Raw genomic sequence first — 23,952 nt, forward strand, 5'->3', positions numbered from 1 at the left:
TTCGTTCAGGAGCCGCGGGTGGCGGTGGATGAAGATTGGCTCACCTCCTTCAGCGGCAGCGGCGAGTATGGGGGCGGCAGTGATGGCGGCGGCAGTGGCGGTAGTAGCGGCGGCACCAGTGGCGGCAGTGGCAGTTCCTCGTCGGGGTCAGACTATCGGGGCGGTCCAGCGTTTGGTTGGTTGATCCTCACCGGTGGCAGTGGAACCCCTGGCGGCAACTACGGTGATCCGGGAGCACCGCCACCGCCACCCCCACCGCTCGACCGTCCTCCCACTTATCTGGAGAAGGTGGCGATTATTCTCGACCGCGCCTTCCACCTCATCGATGAGACGCCAGAGACGATTCACAAAAAAGCGGCGCTGTTCAATCGCATGACGCTGCTGATGGAACTGGCGGCAGTGGTGGAGCACTATCAGCTGTATGACGCGATGGCAGGGGTGCTGCATGGCATCTATGATGAAGCCGAGGAGACGATTGACACGCGAGCCGAGGCCACCGAGCGCGGCGTTGTTCTGGCTGCGCAACTGCTAGAGGACCGTGATGCAGTGCGCACTGAGGTGTATCAGGCGGCCTTGCTGACGGTGGTGAATCAGGTGTGGATAGACAAGCACTACCCGACCCTGAGCGAGGATGAGCAGCAGCAGTTGGTCAATGGGCTGTTGGAGTTGGGCCGCACCTATGCCGCACTCAAGCCCACACTAGCTCCGGATACGGCTACCACTACCACACCCGATTTTCTCGATTCCTTGTGGCGAGCGCAGTTGCCTACTGACCCCAGCACGCCCAAACCCTACCAGGAGATTCGGGCTGAACTGCAACGAGGAATAGCAGCGCTCGACACCTTGCTCGAGGGGGTGGAGGACCCGTTAGGAGCACTGCGCTTTGTCAACAACTTGGTGGTGCAGGCTGTTACGAATGTCGAATCACTGTCAGACGATGCCGTGCTCGATGCCCAATTCCTCAGAGAACTGGTGATGTTTGGCTTTGAGTATGCCAAGCTCAATCCCACTGTGCTGACGACTGCAACTGAGAATGGAACTGAGGCATTCTTGGCAACCCTGTGGCAAGGTGAGTCGGCTCAAACTGAGTCCATTGCTATGCGGCAAGCTACTGGAAAGCTGAGTGAGCTGTTTGCGGGATTCGACACACCCGAAGCACGGTTGCAATGGTTGAGGTTTGCTACGAACTTGGTGCAGGCAGTTGGACAGAGCCTGGCACCTGAGGAAAATGCTAATCCGGTGGTTGTGAGTGCACTTATTGAGTTAGGCGCTATGTATGCGCAGCTCAACCCCACGGCTCCTTCAACCGAGCCGCCGTTGAACTTCTTCCTCGATACGCTGTGGCAGGCGCAGGATGAGGTTAGGCTGCAAACCGGAGCAGAGCAATTACAAGCGTTCATTCAAGATAGTGCGGATCCCACTCGCTTGCTGAAGTTGGCAACAGGTTTACTGAGAGCAATGGAAGCACTTTCACTGGAGCTGCCACCCGATGCTCAAGTGCTCAGTGCGCTGCTGGAGTTGGGCAAAGCCTATGCCGTGCTTGACCCGATTGCAACGACCACCGAAGGTGATGCATCGCTCAATTTCTTCCTCGATACGCTATGGCAGAATCAGGATGCGGCTGCAATTCAAAAAGGCACTGAGGAACTTAAGCAGTTCTTGGAGGACACCAATTCACCGAGCTTACCACTGTTGAAGTTCGGAACAAATTTGCTGAAGGCAACTAAAGTTGCACCTGAAGAATTGCAACAGCAAAAGCATGAGCCTAAGTTCCTCAGTGCTTTAATGCAAGTAGGAGGCGCTTATACGGCATTGGACCCCATTCCAAACTCAGCATGGAAAAATAACCCTCTCTTTTCTTCCCTCGACACCCTGTGGCAAGCGCAAGATGAGCAAGAGATAGTAAATGGTGCTAATAAGCTGGGATCATCCTTCCAAGGCTTAAATAACTCCGACAAGTTAAATCTCTTGATATTTGGAGAATATGCACTTAAGCTTGCTCAGCAATTCTCAGATGTTATAATTGCCCATTCTCAGCAAGAACCTGTTCCACCACCTTCAACTGTTAATCCTGTATACCGGGTATTTGATGTTTTTCCAGGACCCGCCGTTTCTTGGTTTATGCAGCACTACTTTGAAGGTAATGGGGAACCTGTTGATTTAGAAGTTTGGGGGCTATTAGACGAGTATAGGAGTACACCAGAGGTTGCTCAAGGAATTAGCAAATTGAGTTTTGACGCAACAAACTATGTCAATCGTCATCTAACATCAGCAAATCCTGTCGTGAATGGTGAGCTTGAGACTCAGGTTAATACTACATTCACCTTCTTTGTCATGGGAAATAGTAATTTAGTCCTCAGGTTTACTGCTACCCTTGATACAACAATTGAACCACAAGCTGGACTATTTTCTGGAGCACCCGATTTTGTGTCTTATCCTTACAAGCTAAGATTGGAATATTCAGTTTCAGATAGGTTTGATGATGTCCCAGATACCGCCAATCTCATTGATGATGAGAAGTATGGAAAGATTGAATTTCCAGGTGGCACTCCCTACGATCTCAGGGCTTCATGGACAATAGAAAGCAACTTCTGGACAGTTCCACACTAAAGTCGGTGAACTAGTTATTGACAGAGAATTTTTAGGAGTACTTTGATGATAACAATAAGACAATTATTAGGAGTATTCATTATGCTCATACTTTTCGTCAAATGTACTCCTTTTGACTATGAAGGAAGGTTACCAAATGGTTATGAGATTAACAAAGTTAGCAGTACAAATATTGCAATAGCGCGTGGTTTGACAGTCTTCAGAGGAGACATTAACCGAGTGAACGTTAGAGGCAGTATAGTCTTTGGTAGAATTGATAAACTGTCACCCGAAGAACAAAGAACTCGAACTAGCAAATTCGAGGCTCCTCCAGGGTACTTTATCTTGGATACGAAAACAGGTTCATTTCTATTGGGGCTAGAAAAGGAAGCATGGCTTAGACAACTAGAAAAGTTAGGCATTTCAGAGGAACCAACTTTAAGAATGCCGACAGCGTTTGCAAATGAACCTCGTTTCATCACTATAGTGAAGCTTTTCATTTTTCTAGGTGTACTGAGATTTCTTATTTTTCCTCTTAGATAGTCATGTCTAAAGGGGTGGCACTTGCAGTCAGGCGGGATGCAGTATCAGTTAATAGTTCAACAACTATCCCCCTATTGTGAGTGCCTCTGCATAGAATACATGCTCAACGAATTTCTCAGCTATGCACGCGAGAATTTACAACGTGAACTTAAAGATTGACCAAGCTTATGTCTAGAACTCATATTCCTCGATCCAGAAGAATCTGGAGATTTTTGAGAAATCTCTTAAAATCCGTGTCAATTGCAAGTATCTCAATCCTGTCAGTCCTCATTGCCGCTTGCCTAGTTGGTGATGTTGCTGCACTTCTAAACGGAAAAACAGTGTCAACCGATGCAGGTGTTCCACCGTGGCCAGAGTGGGTTGGATTAGGCTTAGTCATTTGGTTATTTACGGAAGATGGCTTTTCAGGGGCAGCCCAAGCTGCTTTGACAGGAGAACGTCCATCCCCTTATCGGGAATTTACTTACACAGAGTATATGCTCAACAAATTCCTTAGCTATGTGTATCAAAACTTGCAGCGTGAACTTGGATTTTAATTGAGCTTATGACTAGAAATCGTACATTTCAATCACGGAAAGTTTGGAACATATTCAGAGCTTCTTGTAGACGTATACTAGTTGCGGCTATTTCGATTGGTTCTATTTTGCTCGTAGCTTGTCTTCTCGTTGATGTCTCTATCTTTCTTAAAGGAAGAGCAGTGGGTCAGCAAATATGGTACATAGTCAGTGAGCATCCTTTGCTAGGTCTAGGATTCTGGGCAATTGCTTTTCCCTTAGCATCTGGCAGCATACTGTACTTCATCAAGCAAAAGATGGGCAGAAACAGTAGCTTGTCCTATTGGGTTGGAGGGTTGACAGCTTTGATCTGCTACTTTGCATTGGGCTTATTTGTGCTGTTTGCTAATCGTCGAGACATTCCTCTCTGTGTTTTTATTGTTCGGATGATAAAGGACTTAATTACTCAGTAGATTGGTGCAACTGCTCATTGTAAGCTTAGGGTGCGTGTCACCTTCTTGATAGAAAAATCAGGCATCCCTGTCAAAGGTTTGCACTAGTCACAGCACGTCAGGGCATTTCTTTTTTCTCTATAGAAGGTGACGCACACCCGTAAGCTTGTAGCTACCAGCTTGGGGTTTTATTGAGATTATGTCTAGCAATCGTATATTCCAATTACAAAGAAACCAGAGATTTCTCAGGAGTTTCTGTAGAAACATTCTAGTTATAGTTGTCTCAGCCGTCTCTGTTCTGCTTATAGCTTGTTTTTTGTCAGATATGGCCCTTTTCCTTAAAGGGGAAGAAGTAGGTACGAATTCCTGGGCATCGACTGACGAATATCCTTTACTAGGCATAGGATTTTGGGCAGTTGCTTTTCCGTTAGTATCTAGTACCCTGTTGTACTTTATCAAGCGAAAGTTGAGTAGAAACAACAGCTTGCCCTATTGGTTTGGAGGATTGATAGCTTTAATGTGCTATTGTGCTCTAGGATTACTTGTGACCTATTTGGGTCGTTCAAGTATTCCCCTCTGTGGTTTCGTTATTCGCCTGATAAAAGTTTTGGTTACTCAATAGAGTCAGTTTCCTCGACTCGCTGTGGCGGGCACAGAAAACGCAGCAATTGATTCTGGACCAGCTTTAGATCGAGGACAGCCAATTCCTCCAACCATTAATCCTCAAAATTATCATATAGAAATTCAGTGGACATCTGAAATAGTGTATGAAAAGAGAGGTGGAGTAGAAGCATTTTATGGCTGGCCTTTCACCGCAAACGGAGGCTTGATTCCTTAATAAATAAGGTAAGGTTTTAACATGACAAGAAAATCAGCAAAATCCGTTTTAACAGTGACCATTTTATTCCTCCTTTCTATAGGCGCAGGTGTTGTAATTGGACACTCAGAGTCTGAGGATGAAATCACCAGGATTCTTGGAGCACAGCTTCCTGAATCGGCAACTGAAATAGACTATAAAATCTCCCGTGGATGGGATGGTCCCAGTCTATTTCTATGTGCAAGAATGTCTAAACCAGAGTTTTTAAGATACGTTGAGGAGATTCGTATCAAAAAACAATCTGAGGGGAAACTTGTAAAACAGCGGTATCGACAATCTACAACATCAGCATTTTCACATTCAAAGTTTTTGGGTTTAAGTTGTTGGTTCGCTACACCTGCTAGCAATCAAGATACATATGTACTGTTTTCACCTAAGAATTATTTTATGGTTATTAGGTATCAGAATGAAACCATGTTTGTTTCATTCAGCAGCCAGTAAAGTAATCGCACGGCAATTCGGCAAGCAATTGAAAAGTTGAGTGACTTGTTTGAGGCGCTGGAAACCAAAGAAGAACGAATTAAATCACTCAAGTTTGGGACGAATTTGCTGAAGGCGGTTGGACCAACAGGACAAGAGTTACAGAAAGAGAAGCAGGACTCCAAATTCCTTGGTGCTTTGATCAGGTTAGGCAGTGCTTATGCTGCACTTAAACCAACTACGAACTCAGCAAATGAACCGCTCAACTTCTTCCTCGACACGCTCTGGCAGGCACAAGACGATGCTGCAATTCAAAAGGGGACTGAGGAACTTAAGCAGTTCTTGGAGGGCACCAATTCACCGAGCTTACCCCTCTTTCAGTTTCAAACCCATTTGTTGAAGGTTGCCAAGCAATCGAACGAACTGCTGGAGGAGAAGCATGAGCCTAAATTCCTTAGTGCATTAGCACGCTTGGGAAGCGCTTATGCGGCACTTGAACCAACTGGTAGTTCAGAAACTAACTAACTCAACTTTTTCCTGGACACAATCTGGCAAAAAGGTGATTCAAGCATACCGAAAGGCACGCAGGAATTTGAAAGCCTGCTTAATGACTTCGTTTTATCTAACAGCAGCTCAGAGTTTCTGAACCTCGGAAGCTACCTGTTAAAAGAAGTCAAGCAGTCCCCAGAATTACAACCACAAGCACAAACTCCAGAGTTTCTGCATGAGTTTATGAGAATGGCAAAAGCGCATATAGCTCTAAACTTGCCTGTTGTTTCAGAATGGGAAGATGAGTCCAATTTCTCCTTTGATACACTATGGCAACAAGGTGAGCCATATGCATACAGTCCACCCCTTAACGAAAACACCGTAGTCAACACAAGCATAGTTGTCTATGTGTTTGATGGTCGTTCTGATGGGTTTTCTGGAAGTGGTGGTTTTAACCCGTTTGGACATGCGGCAATCTCAGTAGATGGTGTGTTTTACAATTACTCTGGCGAAGACGGATTTTTCAGAACCAACGAAGCAATATTCAATGAATTTCTCGTTCGTCCAGGTGTTCGAGTAGAGCGATAGCGATAATTGCACAACGCTTGTAATTGATGCTCTGCAAAATACACTGATTGGGCAAGAACTGCTTCAAGATGAAATTTATGCTCCGTTTGACCTGAGATTGTATCTAAGAATGTGGTCAGGACAGGAAATTGATCCAGTTCTTCGTCCCAATGCAGCACCAGCCGATGTAGAGGTCATTAGACTAAGCGATTACTTTCACAGGGGAGAATAGGGATGGGGATTTTACGCATGGAATAACTCCTCGTAGGTGGGCAAAGTAGTTAATACCTTTACATTTGTCCTAAACAGTTGCCAGAACTGGATACGAAAAAACATCGTTCTGGCAACTCAAACATTTCAGTTTAATATTGCTTTACGATAAGAGCGAGTCTGATAGATGAATGTATCTGACCGCAGCAATAAAACTGTATCAATCTCCACACAGAAACTGCAATTTTTTACGTTATTAACTTAATGAGCAAATGAATAACAAAACTTTACTGATAGGTACTATGCTTTTGATAGCAATATTAGGTGCTATGTATCGAGAATTCGGTCCGGTTGAGTATGGTCGCTTAGAGCAATTTTTAGCGGCAGGAAACTGGCAAGCCGCCGATCGAGAAACAGAGCAGATTATTCTTAAAGTATCTGGACGGAAATGGACTGGCTCAATTGCTGGACTATTAGGGTGGGAAAACTCACTCAAACACTTTCCTTGTAAGGACTTACAGACGATTGACCAGCTTTGGTTGAAGTATAGCGACCATCATTTTGGCCTCAGTGTTCAGCAACAAATCTTTCAGTCTTTTGATGTCAATGATTTTAATGGCGATTGGTTTGGTGTTTGGAAGGCTTTTCATGAAAGGGTTGGATGGCGATACATGTTTCAGTCAAAGGGGAAACCTGAATTTGATTTGAATGCACCACGCGGTCATCTTCCCTCTCCTCATTGGGCATTAGCAGCCGGAGGAACTGAAAAAACGGCACCTTGGATGAGCAACGCTCTTTATCTTCTCCAGCGCGTTGAAGCTTGTGAATTAAGCTCAGGTCTTGAATAATATTTGGAGTTGGGGCGCACTTATGCAGCTCTTAATTCCACCAAGGCACTTGATACCGATACCACTACCACACCGGACTTCCTAGATTCCCTCTGGCGCGCGCAGTTGCCCACTGACCCCAGCACGCCCAAACCCTACCAGGAGATTCGGGCCGAACTGCAACGCGGGATGACAGCGCTTGATACGCTGCTCGATGGAGTAGAGGACCCACTGGGAGCACTGCGCTTTGTCCATAACTTGGTGCAGGCGGCGACGAATGTGGAATCACTCTCCGATGAAGGAACACTGGATGCCCAATTCCTCAGAGAACTGGTGGCCTTTGGCTTTGAGTATGCCAAGCTCAATCCTGCTAGCTTGCCTAACACGGGTGAGGAAACCGATGCCTTCTTAGCAACCTTATGGCAAGAAGCTTCAGACTATACACCCTCAATGAGGAAAGCCATCGGCACTATCAGTGACCTCTTTGAAGCCCAGGATTCACCGGAAAAACGGATCAAGCTGCTTCAGTTTGCAACCAGTCTACTCAAAACAGCCAAGTTAGTACCAGCCTTACAAGCACAGATCCACGATCCCAAGTTGCTGAGTGCCATCGTCGAGATGGGCGGAGCTTATGCGGCTCTCAATCCTACCAACGCTCCATCTTCCAACAATGAGTTTTTCCTCTCCACCCTCTTCGCCACCAACAATTTTGATCGAGCGGCTCAGCAATTTCAAGAATTTCTCAGTGCTGCCAATAGCCTGACTCCGTATGGTAATCCCAGCATCTTCCGTGCATCTTCAGATGGACGAATCTTTTACGATGCTCCTGGTAATGACGCCGATTACTACTACACTGACGGCGAAGCTGCCTTTTACACAGTCTATTCTCCTATTCGCGGCGCATTGGATGAACAATTTGCTTCGCTCAAGATTGTTCGAGCAGATGGTAGGGAGGAGATCTACACAGGCGATCAACGTTTTCGTGTCTATCTCAACCCTGCAAGTTTAGAACAACTCAATAATTTACGAACCAATGAAGTTGCCCTTTTTGCAGGCGATCACCTGTACGTAGAAAACTTCACAATTCCAGTGCTCGATCAAATTCGGGGAGCAACCAAGTTGATGAAGTCATTGGAGTTGGTAGGGCGAACTACAACAGGTGAGGTGCTAGAAACTTGGAACCTCATCAAGGACAATTGGTTGTTAGCTACTGGTGTGCTGGGTACGTTTGCAGCCCTTCAATTTACCCCTGCTGGTCCAGTACTAGATGCGATTCTGTTACTAGCCGCAGGCTATCAAGCGGGTTACTCAATTGCCTCTTTTGTGATTGAAGCAGGCTGGGCAGAGACGCAACAGGATCTTTACGAAGGGGCACAGCATTTTAGCCAATTTCTGAGTGCATTGTTAGAGATTGGCACCTCTAGTGCGCTACTCCGCTACTCGCGAGGTGGACAAGAACCTGTTTCGATTGCAGACGACCTCAGCAGGGTGTGGGAAACATTAGGAAGGCTCACGAACAAATTCAATGCCATTAGACAACCAGAGCTAACAACAGCGCAACGACTAGATAGTGGGATATCGGCTTTATTTGACGCATTCAATGCCCCTGACTCAGCGATTGGGCAATTGCTCTCCTATGGCGACAGGCAGGTAGTGGAGTATCTCAAGGAAGCGGTGGGTGCGTTGACGGAGAACCTTACTGAGCTAGGAACGTTACGACAACGCCTGCTGCCGTTGATGCAGGAGTTGGGCGAGCGGTGGAATCGGGTTAATCAGGTGGCTGAGCAGCTTGCTCAAAATGCAGGACTAGCTACTGCTTTATCTCAGCAACCCAATTTGGTAACACCACTATTACAATTTCGTGATGTACTAGGACCGGAACTATTTAGCCATCTGCTTAATCCCCAACGGTCAGTACAAACAATCGTAGATTCCTTGCGAGCAATAGACTCTGCTGACAATGACATTGTAGCTATCAACGCAATTGCAGAAGTTGTAAGGCTAAATAGAGAAACAGGAGGTGTAAGTAATGTACAGATGGAAAACACCTTCTCCAGTCTTGCAGACTTTATGGAGAGTTATCCAGGGCGCTTATCTGGCGATTTCGCTACCCGCTTTCTTCGGACATTTCAATCAAGCACTCCGTTGGAACAAATTAAGGCATTGCAAGCTAGGAGTGAAATCAATTTAGCTGAAGATTTCTTAGAGGGTAGAACACTGTTAGGAAATAGCCGTATGGTTGAGGGAGTCGTTCAACCAAGAACAGAAGAGGGTAACCTTATTCAAGGCGTTCCTATCCCTGAATATCGAGTTGTCAGTGAAAATGGTGTAAAGTATCTTGCTGAAGTCAAAACACCTGATGGAGATTTTACGTCTAATAATGTCAAACGCAATCTTTCTGATGCCATGAGTCAGATTCGAGAAGAAGCCCTCAATACAGATATAAAAGGATACATTCGCATCGACTACATTACCAGCAATGCGCCATCTACGGCATTAGCTCCTGACGAAATTTTTCGCGCTGTCAACGGTGAACTGCGGGCACCTCGTCGAGTAGACATAGGAAAAGAAACTAGAGAGATTAGGGGAGTTGATTTTGTAGAGTTTGTAGAGATTCTTTATCAGGAATGATCGGGACAATTCCAAAAACGCTTGTATAGAGTTCAAAATAGCAATGTCATTGACATCACAAATTGATAGATTTAACTATGCAGATTGAAAAGTCACTGGCTCCTGTTAAACCCCTATTGGATACTTGGGGAATTTTAGATGGAGATAAAATTTCTTGGTATCCGGAGCAACATGTTGATTTTACTTCTCTTTCGACTTCTGAAGTAAATTCTTGGTATTCTGACACTGTAACTAAAACTCTTGAATCATTTTCTAATTTTGCACGGGTTTGGGAAGTTAGTTTTGGTACAGATTACTCACGAGAAAATGAAGCCAAACCAATGCTTTTGAAGTGGGAAACAGGCACCTGTCATGATGATTATGTTAAGAGGATAATTGCTGAGATTCAATCCTATTCTGAGCCGATTTACTTTCTTGAGATGAAGGTCGATCTATTTGTATATGTTCGCACTTCAGAATCTCCCTCTCGTCCTATTCAAGGGTGGGTTAGACATCTTGGTGAGTTCAAAATTTGGGGAGGACCGGAGGTTGGTCAAGAACCTGGAATTTTTTTTGAAATAGGTGCAACTCTATTTTACCCCTCTTATTTTAGATACGGAGATAATAGTGAGCTTTATTCCATTAATTCTCATTTGTTAGCTAATGCTTTACATCAATGGGAAAGGCGCTTTGGCTCACTTCATAGAGAGGGTGGGTAAATTTCTGTCAATTATATTGAATGCCTAAGTACAGGACAAAAATTGTAGAACCTCCAAGAACTGATCGATTTTCTGTGCCAGGTTCAGCACAATGTTTCGGAGATGGTCAAAACCATAACGAAAAATGCTCTTGGCTCTACGTCCATGCTTTTTAATCGTGATCGGCTTGAGTTGTTGCAACCACTCTCCAGTTAAGAACACCCAGCACAGGGCTAAGGACAGTAGGGCTAACAGCTTACTCAGGCGCTCAGCGTCCGTCAGATGCGTCGATTCTAAACAAAATTCACGAGTCTTGAAAATGCCAAATAATGTTTCAATTGACCATCTTTTGGCATAATCACTGATCGCTGATTTCGGTTTGCTTTGAGTTGCAACGACCAGTAGCGAGTCATCTTCTAACCGCACGGCTGCAATGTACACCCAATGTCCCCACAACCGCCGCTTATGACGCAGAACTTTAGTCTGTCCTACAGGTAAATCAGCAAACAAAACACTGACTCGAAGATTGATACGACCATCACTGAGCTTGTGATTTTCTCGAATGCGAATCCGAAACGGGGTGAGTGGATCATCGAGTAAATAACCAAACCAGGCTTTACCCACAAACTCTCGGTCGGCAGTCAGGCAAGCAACCTCTCGATCGCCAAAGCGCTCTAGAAATTGGTTGAACAACTCCATCCGTTCAACACTGTTGGAAGTACCCCGCTTATCAAGCAGGCACCAGACTAAAGGAAAGGCAACACCTTCATGGACAACTCCTAGCATCCGGATATTGAAGACACAATCCCCAAATTGCCATTCGGTCCGGTCGATTGAAAGGGTCCATGGTTCTGGAATTGCCATCAGTGCCACAACCGCTTGAGCAATCTCAGCATAATCGAGTTCGTAATGCCGAAAGAAGCGTTGGAGTCGTTTGTAATGGGAATCGGTTTGCGCTTTGCCACTGAAGGCGGTTGCCAACTCACTACAGTTCACAGTCTTGACTCGCAGCAGGGCAACCAGCAAGGCAGCAACAAAGCTCAATCTTGCTCCATGCCAAGCTAAATGAGGGCGCAAAGCATCTCGAAGTAGAGTAACCTGGTTCATGAGGGTTTCGTGGTTAAAGAATGTGGTAATTCTCATGAAACCCTCTCCTGCTCCCCTTTCGCAAGCTTTTGTCCTGTACTGAGGTTCTACTCACACAGCATGGACCGGATCAATCCAGAACGATTGAGCTTGAGGTTAACGTGGATGATCCAACCAGAGCTTTTCAATATCTGGTTGATTTTGGACAAGTCATCAACCGCGCAGACCTGAATAGTCAAGAGTTGACCAAAGAACTGCTTGAATTAGCATCTGCTTATCTAAATTTGAATCCTTCAACAATCCCTACTGTAGAGGACAATTCCTTCAACTTTTTCCTGAACACGCTCTGGCTAAGCCCAGATCAAGCAGGAATTGAACAAGTTGTTAGAGAATTTAAAGCATTTCTAGCAGATTTCCCTAGCTTAGCTGACCAGATCAAGATGGTAGATTACATCAGTGATGTTCTAGAGGTCAGCAGAAGCATTGCAACACTACGTGAGGAGCTACGCAGTCCATCACGCATCAATGATTTAGTGCTGTCCGCTATTGTATATCCAACCTTTACTTCAGCCTTACATGATGTAGGTACAGATGCGTTGGATAGCTTCTTTGCTCAAGTGTGGGATGCGCAAGATGAAGCAGACCTGAATGCCGCAGCAGAGAATTTGAAAACACTGACAGCTAGTGCATCGTCCGAGTCTCCTGAGTTGCCGCTTGCCAGCTTGTTGCTTGGACAAATTATTAGTTCGCCATTGCCTGAAACGCCACCAATTCCTGCTCCACCCCAAGTTCCACCTGCTTTGTCTCGCCCTATTGCCGCGTTGATTGCCATTGTCCTCGCTGCAAGAATCATAGACGCAGGACCAACGGTATCGCCTAGAGGAGATGAAGTTAACCCAATTACAAGGCTGCCTTATCAAAGTGATGAAGAGTATGAACTTGTACAACAACTGAGCCCCGATGAGATTGAAGTACTGCGACAAGTTACCGGAGAACAGCTTGAGGAATTGGTTCGTCTGGCTCGAAACCGACGTTGGTTTACAGATAATTATCTAGATTTCGATCCTGACCACAAAGTAGAAATGGACGAGGGCCACAAGCGGTGTATCATTGGTGACGTTCCTAGAGTTGACCCCTTCATCCGTGACCCTGACAATATCACTAAGCAAGCAAAAGATATGATTCGAGCGAATGCTTATGCTCAGCACATCACTGGATCTGATTTTGATTTTTATGCCCTAACTCCTGGAGGCGTAGGTAGACAGTTTGATGGACGTACTCCCGGAACCAGAACAATTTGGGAAGTTAAAGCACCTCGTGTTGATGAAGCAGGAAACTTCTTGTATTCTGCACTTGGTTCTTCACCAAATCCGAGAGCAGTAGTAGCCTTGGGAAGATTGGATTTTCAAAGAGACACCCAAGCTCAAATAGCTGAAAGATGCAATTTTGAGTATCGGTATGCAGTTGCAAGTCGGGGGTTAGCAAAATTTTTGAATGATAGGTGGGGGCCAGACTTTCAAGTTGAATATGAGCCTTACCCTCATACACCTTTTCCCTAATCAACGAACGGACGCGATAATCAATATGACTGAAACAACCCAAGAATTTAAACCTGTACTCGAAGGGCGTGCGTTTATCTCTGAACGCTTGGCTAGATCTGAACCATCACGCGAGCAGTCCACATTCCATGCGCTCAACATTTTGGCTCGTGAGCTGACAGTTAAGCTTCAACATGATATTGATACTGAACGATTGGTTGAGTTAACTGAAACAGGAATAGCAAGATGGATGGCTCAACGTGATGAACTCAACGAACTCAGTGAGTCTCGGCTTTCTCAAAGTTATGGTTTAGTTAATCATTTTTCTGATGATGCAGTCATCTTTTGGTGGAGAAGAAGACCGTTTTACTCTCCATCCAAAAAGCAACTTGAATTTAGAGAAGAACTTGAATGCACTATTCCGCATGAGGTTACCTTGGAACCTTTGCTAAACGTTTTTTCTCAAATCAGTTCCTATTTCCAAGCTGATTACAGTTACACGTACAACCTGACCCTGCGTAATCTCCATGGTCGTGCCATGCGAGGATATGAACGTGCACTCGCCAAAAGACCCCCAGAAGAGCATCGGCGTTTTCTTAAACCCGATCCTTATGAAGGAGTCACCGATAACCTACCACCTTTGTTGCTTAGCGATGAATTCGACCGTTTACGGGTACCAGACGGGGTGTGGTGGATCAACTACTGGTCTCCCTTACAAGTGGAAACCGTGGGTATTGAGCGAATTAGAACTGCAAACTGGGCACGCTTGATTGAATTGCCGAACGGTGGTGCTACACTGGCTGTGACTGAAGAAGCATTCGATGTCACCAATCCAGCTCATATGGCAAGGCTCGGAGAAATTGTCGAACATCTCCAACTCCGACAGCTACAGGAACACTATCGCATTCAGCGGGACTGAGTGGCCAAGCCTTTCGTCTTTATGGAGATTCTAGTTTAGTGATGTAGGTGTGCAACCGTAACGTTGAATAGCAAAGGCTGAATTTGAAGATGAATGAAATAGATCGTTCTAATCAAGCATCTCAGTACTTACACAATGTTCGTAGAATGCTTGAAGTTGCCAGCATTGATACAGCTGATGCCTCGCTATCAACAGCCGTGCTGGCTTTAGCTGAAGCCTATTTAAGGCTCAATCCTTCTGTAACCGCCAATGCTAAATGTCATGCCCCCATCTTTTTCCTACACATCCTCTGGTGCCAGCCTGATCATGAAGGCATCGAGCAAGCTGCTAGAGAATTTGACGCATGGTTAGGAGCATACAGCCCTGCGGATCAACTCGAGATTCTGACCGCCTTAACCAATGTCCTATCTGCGGCTCGACAAGTTCCTGCAATCTATGAGGAGTTGCGAGATCCCTGCAACATCAATAATCTCATCAATGCCGCATTGCTCTATGCTTGCTTAACGTCTGCGGATTGGCAGGACAATGAGGAATGGAACTGTTTGGACATTTTCTTGAGCGAAGCGTGGGAGGCTAATGAGGAGGAGCACCAGAAAAGTGTAGCTAATCGTTTACAAGGTTATCTTGAAACCTATTCTGCTGAGTCGGCTGAATCCATGTTTGAAGCTTTACTCAATGGTCGAATCATCACCTCGAATCCTGATTGGGATGAGATATAGTCAATCGTGCTTATAATATTGAATTTCGTGCTGGATTTGGCGTACAGGTTCAACAATTCATGCCTCTAATTCAATCAATGGTATTGGAGATAGCATTGTCGAGTCACTCTCCGAGGAAGCCGTGCTCGATGCCCAGTTTCTCAGAGAACTGGTTAACTTTGGCTTCCAGTATGCCAAGCTCAATCCGACTCCACTGGCAACTGCGACTGAAGACGGAACCGAGGCATTCCTAGCAACCTTGTGGCAGAGCAACTCTACTGAGGCTGAATCCATTGCAGTCAAAGCAGCAACCGGAAAACTGAGTGAGCTGTTTGCCGGATTCGACACGCCAGAAGAACGGCTGCAATGGCTGAAGTTTGCCACGACCTTGGTGCAGGCAGTTGGACACAACCTAGCCCCGGAGGAGACCGTGGATCCCGTGGTTGTGAGTGCACTCATTGAGTTAGGCGCTGTGTATGCGCAGCTCAACCCTACAGCTTCGTCAACCGAGCCACCGCTCAACTTCTTCCTCGACACGCTGTGGCAGGCGCAGGATGAGGTTGGGCTGCAAACCGGAGCAGAGCAATTACAAGCGTTCATTCAGGATGTGGCAAATCCCACTCGCTTATTGAAGTTGGCAACAGGTTTACTGAGAGCAATGGAATCACTTTCACTGGAGCTGCCACCCGATGCTCAAGTGCTCAATGCGCTGCTGGAGTTGGGCAAAGCCTATGCCGTACTTGACCCGATTGCAACAACACCTGAAGCCGATGAACCGCTCAATTTCTTCCTCGATACGCTCTGGCAGGCACAAGACGATGCTGCGATTCAAAAGGGGACTGAAGAACTTAAGCAGTTCTTGGAGGATACCAATTCACCGAGCTTACCACTGTTGAAGTTTGGAACTAATCTGCTGAAGGCGGTTGGACTAACAGGACAAGAGTTGCAGGAAGAGAAGCAGGACTCCAAATTTCTTGGTGCTTTGATCAGGTTAGGCAGTGCTTATGCTGCACTTAAACCAACTACGAACTCAGCAAATGAACCGCTCAACTTCTTCCTGGATACGCTGTGGCAGTTTGAAAGTGAAGTAGACATCCAAAAGGGATCTGAGGAATTTCTATTCTTTATCCAAGACTTTGATGTTCCTACTGAATTGATTGACCATCAATACAAATTGCTTACCGCTTTAAAAATGGTACCGTCTTTGCAGGATGTTGTAATTCAGCCTTCTTTTATAAAAGATATGGCTATTACAAGTAAATCCTACGCAACTTTAGAACTTGAGACAGAACATCAATATAAAGGTTTTCTTCATGACCTATGGAAAGTGCATAGTGAGCAGGAATTGAAGGATGTTGCAATCAGTTTCCAAAATTTCATTCTGAATCCATATAATGGTTACGATCTTTATGCATCAGCAACGAGACCTGGGCCTGGTGACGGACCTGAATTCAATAGGTGCTACGACCTTGTGCAAGCAATATTGACTCTGCTTCAAGGCGGGATCGATTTGGTATTTGGGGAAGATAGAGGTTTGAGGCAACGCTATTACGAGATGCAAAGGGACGTTCACGGTCTTTATCAAGCTCATGTTGAAGCTTTACAAGGTAATCCTCAAGCCGAACAGAGGAATATACAGCAAGGCTTAGGAACCTGGACTGGGCACCAAGAGAGGTACAATAGACTTCGCCAGAGACTGAGAGAACTCTATGATGAGTTCAACGAAAACTGTGATGACATGGATAAGAATTATCTCAAAAGGTTTGAGCCGGATATAGAAATTTTACTCAACGACGCTGAAACCTATGCAGAACAGGAGCCACCAGATCAACCAGATCCCAACCAAATTTCCTTGCCAAGTTGGTTTTCTAGGTTAGGAATTGTATTATCTGGAGGTGCGTTGGTTGTGACAAGAACAGCAGAGGTACTGTCAGGTTTTGCTCTAAGAACACTTCAAGCAGTTGCTGAGGCGTATGGCTTAATCTTGAAATTTTCCCAATGATTAGTTGAATATTTTGTGAGAATAAGTTAAATCCTGTAAAAAAGCTCTGACTTGTTCTCACAAGATTCTTAACTTTCAGCAAATCTCTCACCTGAAGTTGTGATCATCCGTAAGCTTTGAACATCTCAACTCGTGAAATCTGTAAGGCTCATTCTGATTGAATGAGTTTTGAACCAAAAGTATACCTATTAAGAGCGCTTTAAAGATTTGGTATGAATCAGAATAGCCCCTCAAGAAAACTTACTCCTGAACAAGAAGCTTTATCTATCGCCTATCACAAAAAGTGGTTTGATCTGGAGTATTCAACTGGATTAACTGATTCTAATAAAGTTGAAGAATCGATTCATCTTGCTTATAGAGCCTTAGATAAACAGAAGCCCAAGATTGTCTTCTGTAAAAGTCCATATCAAGCAATCAGAGAATTGGATGAATGGAAAAATCAACCCATGATTCCATTAATGAGCTTGGGATGGCAATTAAGAAGTCAACTCCCACGAGCTGGGCAAATGGGAGTAAAACGGAGGGAAAGAGCAGTACACCCAGAAGGACCTATGGGTGCTCAGTTAAGATTTGCTTTAATCAGACGACTTGGCGATCAAATGGCAGATGCAATTACTACCAGTGCTTGGTTTGGGTATACGAGCTGGTTTGATTTTTGTATTTCTGTTCTAAACTATCCTTGCGACTTAGAAGCATGGGAAGCAATTCAGTCAATCGTCAGATATTGTGGCTTCATATTTCCGTTTGAAACTGCTTGTCTTGTGATCGATCGTCCTACAAGCTTTTCACTTGATGAATTAGAGCGTTTCCATGCCGATTCCAAACCTGCTGTCACTTATGCTGATGGATTTAGTTTATATTTCTATCACGGGATAGGATTACCGGAAGAATACGGACAATTGCCTACCCTAGAATGGAAAGCACAGTGGCTATTTCAGGAACATGATCCTCGAGTTCGACGAGCATTACTACAAGGAATCGGCTACGAGAAAATCTCTGAGGACTTAGAAGTTACTGAAATAGATGTTTTCAATGAATACAGTTTGCTAAAACTTGAGAATGATTATGCGATTCCCGTCCCTTTGCCTATTCTTCTGCTGAAGCGTACCAATTCTCATTCAGGAAAAGTCGAAATTATTGAAGCTCCATTACACAGTGAAACTGTCTGCGAAGCATTGGCTTGGGTGAGCAAGTATTGGTTTATTGAGACTGCCGAAGACTATTATTCTCTTCTCTAAATAACTACCTTTGACAACTTAAAGTAGAAAACTGAAAAATAACACATTGACCATCACACCGTTGAAGGAGATACCTATCCCTATGCCTTAGTTCTTCATCAAGGGCAGCTCACCTATTACCCCAATGGCGTTAACTATACCCTTCATCCAGGCGATAAAGTCATCTATCCAGCGGTATCTAGTGCTCAATTTCCATTGGCGTTTCTACAAAGCTACATTGCCGAAGATATTGTTGAGCCACTACTAGATTTCAATGTAGTGCTTGGTCAATTTGTACTGGGTGCCATCTATCAGTTTTCGGTTAATCAAGGGGAACCCCTCAGAACCCTCCTATCCCTCGATCCAGAAGTCCATCGATGGTTTGAGAATGCAGAGGCAGGAGCGGAGGATGTTTTACCAGACACAGTGGCGTTTCAAGCGGGTCGGCTGTTGGGAGACGGAGCGGCAATAGTCGCTGGCATCCTCGAAATCATCGGAGGCATAGGCATTGGGGTTGGAGGAACCGGAGCTGGATCAACCCTTTGCCTCACAGGCGTGGGATGTATTGCAGGCGCACCCGCGATGGCCGTTTCACTTGCGGCAGGTGCAGCACTGGTTGTACAAGGTGCAGGGACCGTTGAAGCAGGTGCTCTAGGAGCCATCGAGCGAATCAGTACATTGATGGCAATCACGGGTGGAGAATCTGGAAGTGCGCCTCTACCGGGGGATCCAGTTCCAGGAATTAGTGGCGCGACCTATGGTGGAAGCCGCAACAACAGTCCTGATCAAGCAGATATAGACTACGAAATCAGGGTAACTGGAAAAAATGCAGACGAAGAGGATCTTGCTGTTTATGTCAATGGAAAAGAGTTTGATTGGTTTGATGGAACAACTTTGCTAGATGCTAAAAACTGGAACAAGGGTGGAGTCAATGATGTAACTAGACCAGATCCCTTTATACAAAACGTGAGAATTCCTAAGATTATTCAGGATGCCATAGGTCAGGTCAACGCATTACGTGGAACAGGAGCTACAGGAATTGAGTGGCGTGTAGCAGATGAAGATATCGCTCGAGCATTGCAAGATTTGTTTAATAGAAGAGGCGTTAATATTAATGTTGTTTGGTACCCTTAAGCTATTTGGAGTAAAGCACAGTGACTAAATATACTGTCAACTTCTTGTCTTTCTCGCCTCATGAAGTAGATATTGTTTGTTCTATACTTTCATGTCCTACCCTAGAACAAATTCTTTTTCCTGCAAAGCTTCCTATAAAACCTGGGAAAAGTAATGCCACTCTTGAACTTACTTGTGCCAAACAGTTCGACCTCTCAGTTGTTCCTAGAGAGTTTTCTAATGAATCTCTTATTAATATTCCTCTGTACGGTGATAGCGGTATAGAGTTTTTCTCAACAGTATACTTCAATAAGGAGAATCTTGTGCCTCATGCATTTGGTTTAGAGTTTACGAGTGAACATCTTCAAAAGAACCAAATCACTATTGAGTCTTTAAAGAACCTGTTCACAGAAGCGACCCCGGTTTTTCAAACTCATTACGGCTCAGCCTACGATCAGCAAGTTAGTTATCGTCTTCATCAATCAAGAAGCCGAAAATGGTATAAAGATGAAAATTACAGAAGTTACCCACTAAGAATTGAGTGGATGACGTACTTTGGCCCGGAGATGTTGAAGTTTTTGGGTAATGAACGCTTCAGAAAACTCCACACTTGTGCAGAGAAGTATGAACTCCACAAAGGTGTGATGGTAATTTTGCAGGAAGAACCTTATGACGACAACAATCCTGAACATCGTCAGAAAAAAAATCAAGCTGAGATAGAAATGCGCTTTGATGAATTGCTTGAGAGTTAATGAAACAACTTTGCTAGATGCTAAGAACTATTCTTTAGACGGACCCTTTGCTCCAAATCCACCATCAAGAATTCCTCAGTTTGTAGTAGACAATGCTCGCACAGAGCTTGTAGACCAAGCAAGACGACAGTTGAGAGCACTGTCTCAAAGCAATGCTACTGAGATTGAATGGCGAGTAGCTGACCCAGAGTGTGCTCAGGTCGTCCGAGATCTGCTAGAACAGGCAGGGATCATGACGATTCGTGTTGTTCATGTTCCATAATGGAGGCAACCAAATGATTCATTATGTTACAAGATTGCTTTCCTTTCATCCTCATACACTTGAAGTTATTTCTTCCACGCTTCGCTTGCCTACAATTAGCCAGCTCATTTTTCCCGCAAAACTGCTCACCGGAATGGACAGCAGAATCCTGTTAGGCTCAGCCAAACAATTTAATCTTTCTATTGTTCCTAACGAATTCTTTAAAGAGACATCCATCCAGTTTTCTTTGTATGCAGAGAATGGGATCGAGCTATACATGGGAATTTCAACAGAGAATACATTGGATTTAATAACTCCTAACGTTGTGGGTCTGAAGTTTACGAGTGAGCACATTCAAGCAGGTAGTATTAGTTTAGAAATTTTGAAATCCCTATTTCTAGAAACTGTTCCAAATTTTCAAGTTCATCATGGTTCGGTGTATGACCAACAAACTACCCGTCGTTTGCAACAGCTAACCAGAAGATACCTGAAGGATTCCAAACACAGATGCTATCCACTTGAACTGCACTGGATTAATTATTTTGGTGGACCAATGCTCAACCTTTTAGGTCGCGGGCGATTTTCTAATCTTCATACTTGCTCAGAAATGTACAAGCTTCATGATGGCATTATGGTGATTTTGCAAGCCGAGCCATATGATGAGAGCAATCCAGACCATCGTTCCAGACAAGCTCAAGCCGAACAAGAAATGCGCTTTGATGAATTGCTTGAGAGTTAATAGAACAACTTTGCTAGATGCTAAGAACTATTCTTTAGATGGACCCTTTGCTCCAAATCCACTATCAAGAATTCCTCAATTGTGAACCATCTTCAACTCGGGCAGCTACAAGAGCACTATCGAATTCATCGCACCTGATTTGACGCACCATTCCCCTGCTCGAATCCCCAGATCGATGAGGCCATGCTGCTGCTGGTGCATCAGATGTGGATAAACAAGCAGGGTAGTGCTCTTTAGTAAAGGGTAGAGAAAATTAGGACTAGCTATCATGGTTGAGTCTGTTATGATGCATCTCCTACTTTCCAATTTTCCCCATGAAGCCTTATCTCCTCTGCCCTAACTGCGGCTCAGACGACATCATGAAAAATGGCACCACTCGTCGCGGTAAGCAAAACTATAAATGTCGTGATTGTGGTCGTCAGTTCGTTGAAGACCCGCAATGGAAACCCATCGACCCAGACCGTAAGGCAATGATTGACTGCCTGTTGTTGGAAAAAATTCCCTTGGCGGGTATTGCTCGTGTGATGAACCTATCAGAGGACTGGCTACAACGCTATGTCAACCGTTGCTACGCTGGGGTACGGCAACGGGTGCAAGTGCAACCCAAAGCCAAAGGGCGCTTAGAGGTGCAGATGGATGAATTATGGTCGTTTGTCGATGACAAGGGGAACAAGCGGTGGGTTTGGCTGGCAGTTGATGTGGCAACGCGCGAGATCGTCGGGTGTTATATTGGCGACCGTTCAGCAGAGGCTGCAATCAGATTGTGGCAATCGATGCCTGGTGTTTATCGACAATGCGCCATCGTGTACAGCGATTACTGGGAAGCTTATGCCAAGGTTTTGCCGAGCAAACGTCATTGTGCTGTAGGCAAGGAGAGTGGCTTGACCAGCTACATTGAACGATTCAACAACACACTCAGACAACGAGTGTTACGTTTAGTGAGGAAGACATTGTCGTTTTCTAAGAAGTTGGAGAATCACATTGGAGCGATTTGGTATTTCATCCATCACTACAACAAACAGATACGTTCAGGGTTACTCAGTTGTTTGTAAAGACTGCTTATTCTCTATCCTTTACTAAATAGGACTACCACAAGCAGTACCCGACCCTGAGCGAGGATGAGCAGCAGCAGTTGGTCAATGGGCTGTTGGAGTTGGGCCGCACCTATGCTGCCCTCAAGCCGACACTAGCTCCGGATACGGCCACAACTACCACACCCGACTTTCTCGATTCCTTGTGGCGAGCACAGTTGCCCACTGACCCCAGCACGCCCAAACCCTACCAAGAGATTCGAGCTGAACTGCTACGGGGCACCACAGCCCTTGATACGCTACTCGATGGAGTAGAGGACCCACTGGGGGCACTGCGGTTTGTCCACAACTTGGTAGAGGCCGCCACTAATGTCGAATCGCTCTCCGAGGAAGCCGTGCTCGATGCCCAGTTCCTGAGAGAACTGGTGGCCTTTGGCTTTGAGGTGGCTAGACTAAACCCCAGCGTCACCCTCAGTGATTCGGGTGGAATCGAGCAATGGCTCTCCATCTTATGGAGCGGAGAGGGCGATTTACGGCAGGCTCAAGGTGGATTAGCCCAACTCTTTGATCAACTCAGCAGCCCACTCAACCAACTCGAACCACTCACCTTGCAAGACCAATTGGAACGCCTGAAGTTCTCTACGCAATTGGTCAAAACTGTTCAGCTCGTGGACGACTCAGACGTCAAACTGCTGGCTCAGAGTTTAGAGCATTTAGGCTACCTGCTGGATCTAGGCAGTTCCTATGCGGTTCTCAAGCCTGCTGTTGACAAGGCTGACTCTACTGAGGCGTCTTTCCTGACGCTGGTGGCACAAGGTGATTTGCAAGCGGCTGCCAATGAACTAGAAAAGCTGATTCAACAAGCTTTAGATACTATTCAATACACTGGAGAGATAACAGTCACCACAGTCATTACCGCACGGAGGTTCGATGAGCTGATTCAACAATTAAGTACAAGGGGGATAAACTTTTCTGCTGATCGTCTAGTCAAAATTGATGAAATTCCTGGAGGAGTAGTCACAAAGGTGGATGCGACTGGCAATGCAATCAATCGGACAGACATCGTTTTTCTAGAGATTGGGAGATCTAGAGCAGTAACTGATAGACCCGCTGGTTTCGTGCATATTCTAGAAGAGCATGCACAGCAATTTGCAAGTCGAGGAATTTCAGAAGAGCAAATTGCTGATGCCCTTATGACAGCTTTAAAGCAAGGAAGAAGCATCGGTGTTCAAGGCACAACAGGAGATCGGCTTGTCTATGAATTTGTTTTCAATGGTAGAACTCAATACGTTTCTATTACAGTAAGCAACAATGGTTTTATTGTTGGCGCTAACCCGACTCCACAAGATTTAGTAGATCAATTACTACGGAGTAACTAATGCTACCCAGGAAGATTAAATTGTATGCTGAATATGGCTGCTGGCCCATTTGGGGCATTGATGAGATCTACAACGGACCGCCAGAGAAGTTTCCCCTTCGTCAAGAAACAATTGCTCGCCTCAATGCTTGGCAGGATGCGTATAACACTGCCTACAACAGCGATTATCCTGATGAATGGGGGGGATTTCCTAGTCAGGAAGCACACCTAGATTGGAGACGAGAGGGTCTCAAGCTGTGGAAGCAGATGCAACAAGAACTAGGGGCAGAGCATGATGTGTACTACAGTGCTTACTTTGACGGAAGACCACAACTTATTTACCGCTCTGAAGAACTACCAGATGAGCTAAAAGGATTATTAGACAATTGACATAGGCAGCAATGGTACTGAATCGTTGAGGTTTCCTTAAACTAGATCCATCTAATGGACTGCTGAATATAACTCGCTTTTTGAACGAAGACG

The 23,952-nt window shown here is 45.2% G+C and carries 21 protein-coding genes; 20 read left to right on the forward strand and 1 reads right to left on the reverse strand.

The genetic code is table 11. The features are described 5' to 3' along the window. Positions 1-18 precede the first annotated feature (18 nt). From HJG54_RS17725 to HJG54_RS17765, 9 genes are all read left to right on the forward strand, one after another. The gene (locus tag HJG54_RS17725; protein ID WP_316430344.1) at positions 19-2,610 is read left to right on the forward strand and encodes a hypothetical protein; all 2,592 of its coding nucleotides are present in this window, start codon (positions 19-21) and stop codon (positions 2,608-2,610) included. 755 nt (positions 2,611-3,365) lie between these two features. Then, positions 3,366-3,668, forward strand: a complete 303-nt coding sequence (locus HJG54_RS17730; protein WP_316430346.1) for a hypothetical protein — start codon at positions 3,366-3,368, stop codon at positions 3,666-3,668. A gap of 1,053 nt (positions 3,669-4,721) precedes the next feature. Next, positions 4,722-4,916 (forward strand): hypothetical protein, encoded by a 195-nt coding sequence (locus HJG54_RS17735; RefSeq protein ID WP_316430347.1) that lies wholly within the window; start codon positions 4,722-4,724, stop codon positions 4,914-4,916. A 21-nt stretch (positions 4,917-4,937) separates the two neighbouring features. Then, positions 4,938-5,396 (forward strand): hypothetical protein, encoded by a 459-nt coding sequence (locus tag HJG54_RS17740; RefSeq protein ID WP_316430349.1) that lies wholly within the window; start codon positions 4,938-4,940, stop codon positions 5,394-5,396. A 45-nt stretch (positions 5,397-5,441) separates the two neighbouring features. Then, entirely contained in the window at positions 5,442-5,900 is a 459-nt protein-coding gene (locus tag HJG54_RS17745) for a hypothetical protein (protein WP_316430350.1), read from the forward strand. 213 nt (positions 5,901-6,113) lie between these two features. Further along, positions 6,114-6,452: a hypothetical protein gene (locus tag HJG54_RS17750; RefSeq protein ID WP_316430351.1), complete on the forward strand. Its 339-nt coding sequence runs from the start codon at positions 6,114-6,116 to the stop codon at positions 6,450-6,452. 461 nt (positions 6,453-6,913) lie between these two features. After that, entirely contained in the window at positions 6,914-7,489 is a 576-nt protein-coding gene (locus HJG54_RS17755; protein WP_316430352.1) for a GUN4 domain-containing protein, read from the forward strand. A gap of 9 nt (positions 7,490-7,498) precedes the next feature. Beyond that, positions 7,499-10,099 (forward strand): hypothetical protein, encoded by a 2,601-nt coding sequence (locus tag HJG54_RS17760; RefSeq protein ID WP_316430353.1) that lies wholly within the window; start codon positions 7,499-7,501, stop codon positions 10,097-10,099. A 77-nt stretch (positions 10,100-10,176) separates the two neighbouring features. Then, positions 10,177-10,797, forward strand: coding sequence for a hypothetical protein (locus HJG54_RS17765; RefSeq protein ID WP_316430354.1), 621 nt, complete (start codon positions 10,177-10,179; stop codon positions 10,795-10,797). A gap of 24 nt (positions 10,798-10,821) precedes the next feature. Here the strand turns inward: HJG54_RS17765 and HJG54_RS17770 are convergent, their stop codons facing one another. After that, positions 10,822-11,883, reverse strand: a complete 1,062-nt coding sequence (locus tag HJG54_RS17770; RefSeq protein WP_316435645.1) for an IS4 family transposase — start codon at positions 11,881-11,883, stop codon at positions 10,822-10,824. Positions 11,884-12,023: 140 nt separating this feature from the next. On the opposite strand from HJG54_RS17770, the gene HJG54_RS17775 reads away from it, so the two are divergent. The 11 genes from HJG54_RS17775 (at position 12,024) to HJG54_RS17825 (ending at position 23,859) form a co-directional block, all read left to right on the forward strand. Next, positions 12,024-13,421, forward strand: a complete 1,398-nt coding sequence (locus HJG54_RS17775; RefSeq protein WP_316430355.1) for a hypothetical protein — start codon at positions 12,024-12,026, stop codon at positions 13,419-13,421. 25 nt (positions 13,422-13,446) lie between these two features. Then, positions 13,447-14,319: a hypothetical protein gene (locus HJG54_RS17780; RefSeq protein WP_316430357.1), complete on the forward strand. Its 873-nt coding sequence runs from the start codon at positions 13,447-13,449 to the stop codon at positions 14,317-14,319. 89 nt (positions 14,320-14,408) lie between these two features. Then, a complete protein-coding gene (locus tag HJG54_RS17785) occupies positions 14,409-15,038 on the forward strand; it encodes a hypothetical protein (RefSeq protein WP_316430358.1) in 630 nt (209 codons plus the stop codon). Positions 15,039-15,159: 121 nt separating this feature from the next. Next, positions 15,160-17,019, forward strand: coding sequence for a hypothetical protein (locus HJG54_RS17790; RefSeq protein WP_316430359.1), 1,860 nt, complete (start codon positions 15,160-15,162; stop codon positions 17,017-17,019). Between the two features lie 212 nt (positions 17,020-17,231). Next, the gene (locus tag HJG54_RS17795) at positions 17,232-18,257 is read left to right on the forward strand and encodes a DUF6745 domain-containing protein (RefSeq protein WP_316430360.1); all 1,026 of its coding nucleotides are present in this window, start codon (positions 17,232-17,234) and stop codon (positions 18,255-18,257) included. Positions 18,258-18,452: 195 nt separating this feature from the next. Continuing rightward, complete coding sequence (locus HJG54_RS17800; RefSeq protein WP_316430361.1) at positions 18,453-19,370, forward strand: hypothetical protein; 918 nt, start codon at positions 18,453-18,455, stop codon at positions 19,368-19,370. Positions 19,371-19,390: 20 nt separating this feature from the next. Beyond that, on the forward strand, positions 19,391-20,101 hold the full coding sequence (locus HJG54_RS17805) for a hypothetical protein (protein WP_316430363.1): 711 nt from the start codon (positions 19,391-19,393) through the stop codon (positions 20,099-20,101). Between the two features lie 275 nt (positions 20,102-20,376). Continuing rightward, complete coding sequence (locus HJG54_RS17810; RefSeq protein ID WP_316430365.1) at positions 20,377-21,081, forward strand: hypothetical protein; 705 nt, start codon at positions 20,377-20,379, stop codon at positions 21,079-21,081. Positions 21,082-21,395: 314 nt separating this feature from the next. Further along, positions 21,396-22,133, forward strand: coding sequence for an IS1 family transposase (locus HJG54_RS17815; RefSeq protein ID WP_316430366.1), 738 nt, complete (start codon positions 21,396-21,398; stop codon positions 22,131-22,133). 80 nt (positions 22,134-22,213) lie between these two features. After that, on the forward strand, positions 22,214-23,491 hold the full coding sequence (locus HJG54_RS17820; protein ID WP_316430367.1) for a hypothetical protein: 1,278 nt from the start codon (positions 22,214-22,216) through the stop codon (positions 23,489-23,491). A gap of 20 nt (positions 23,492-23,511) precedes the next feature. Next, positions 23,512-23,859 (forward strand): hypothetical protein, encoded by a 348-nt coding sequence (locus tag HJG54_RS17825; protein WP_316430369.1) that lies wholly within the window; start codon positions 23,512-23,514, stop codon positions 23,857-23,859. Positions 23,860-23,952 lie beyond the last annotated feature (93 nt).

The organism is Leptolyngbya sp. NK1-12 (assembly GCF_032598965.1).
GTDB lineage: Bacteria > Cyanobacteriota > Cyanobacteriia > Elainellales > Elainellaceae > Elainella.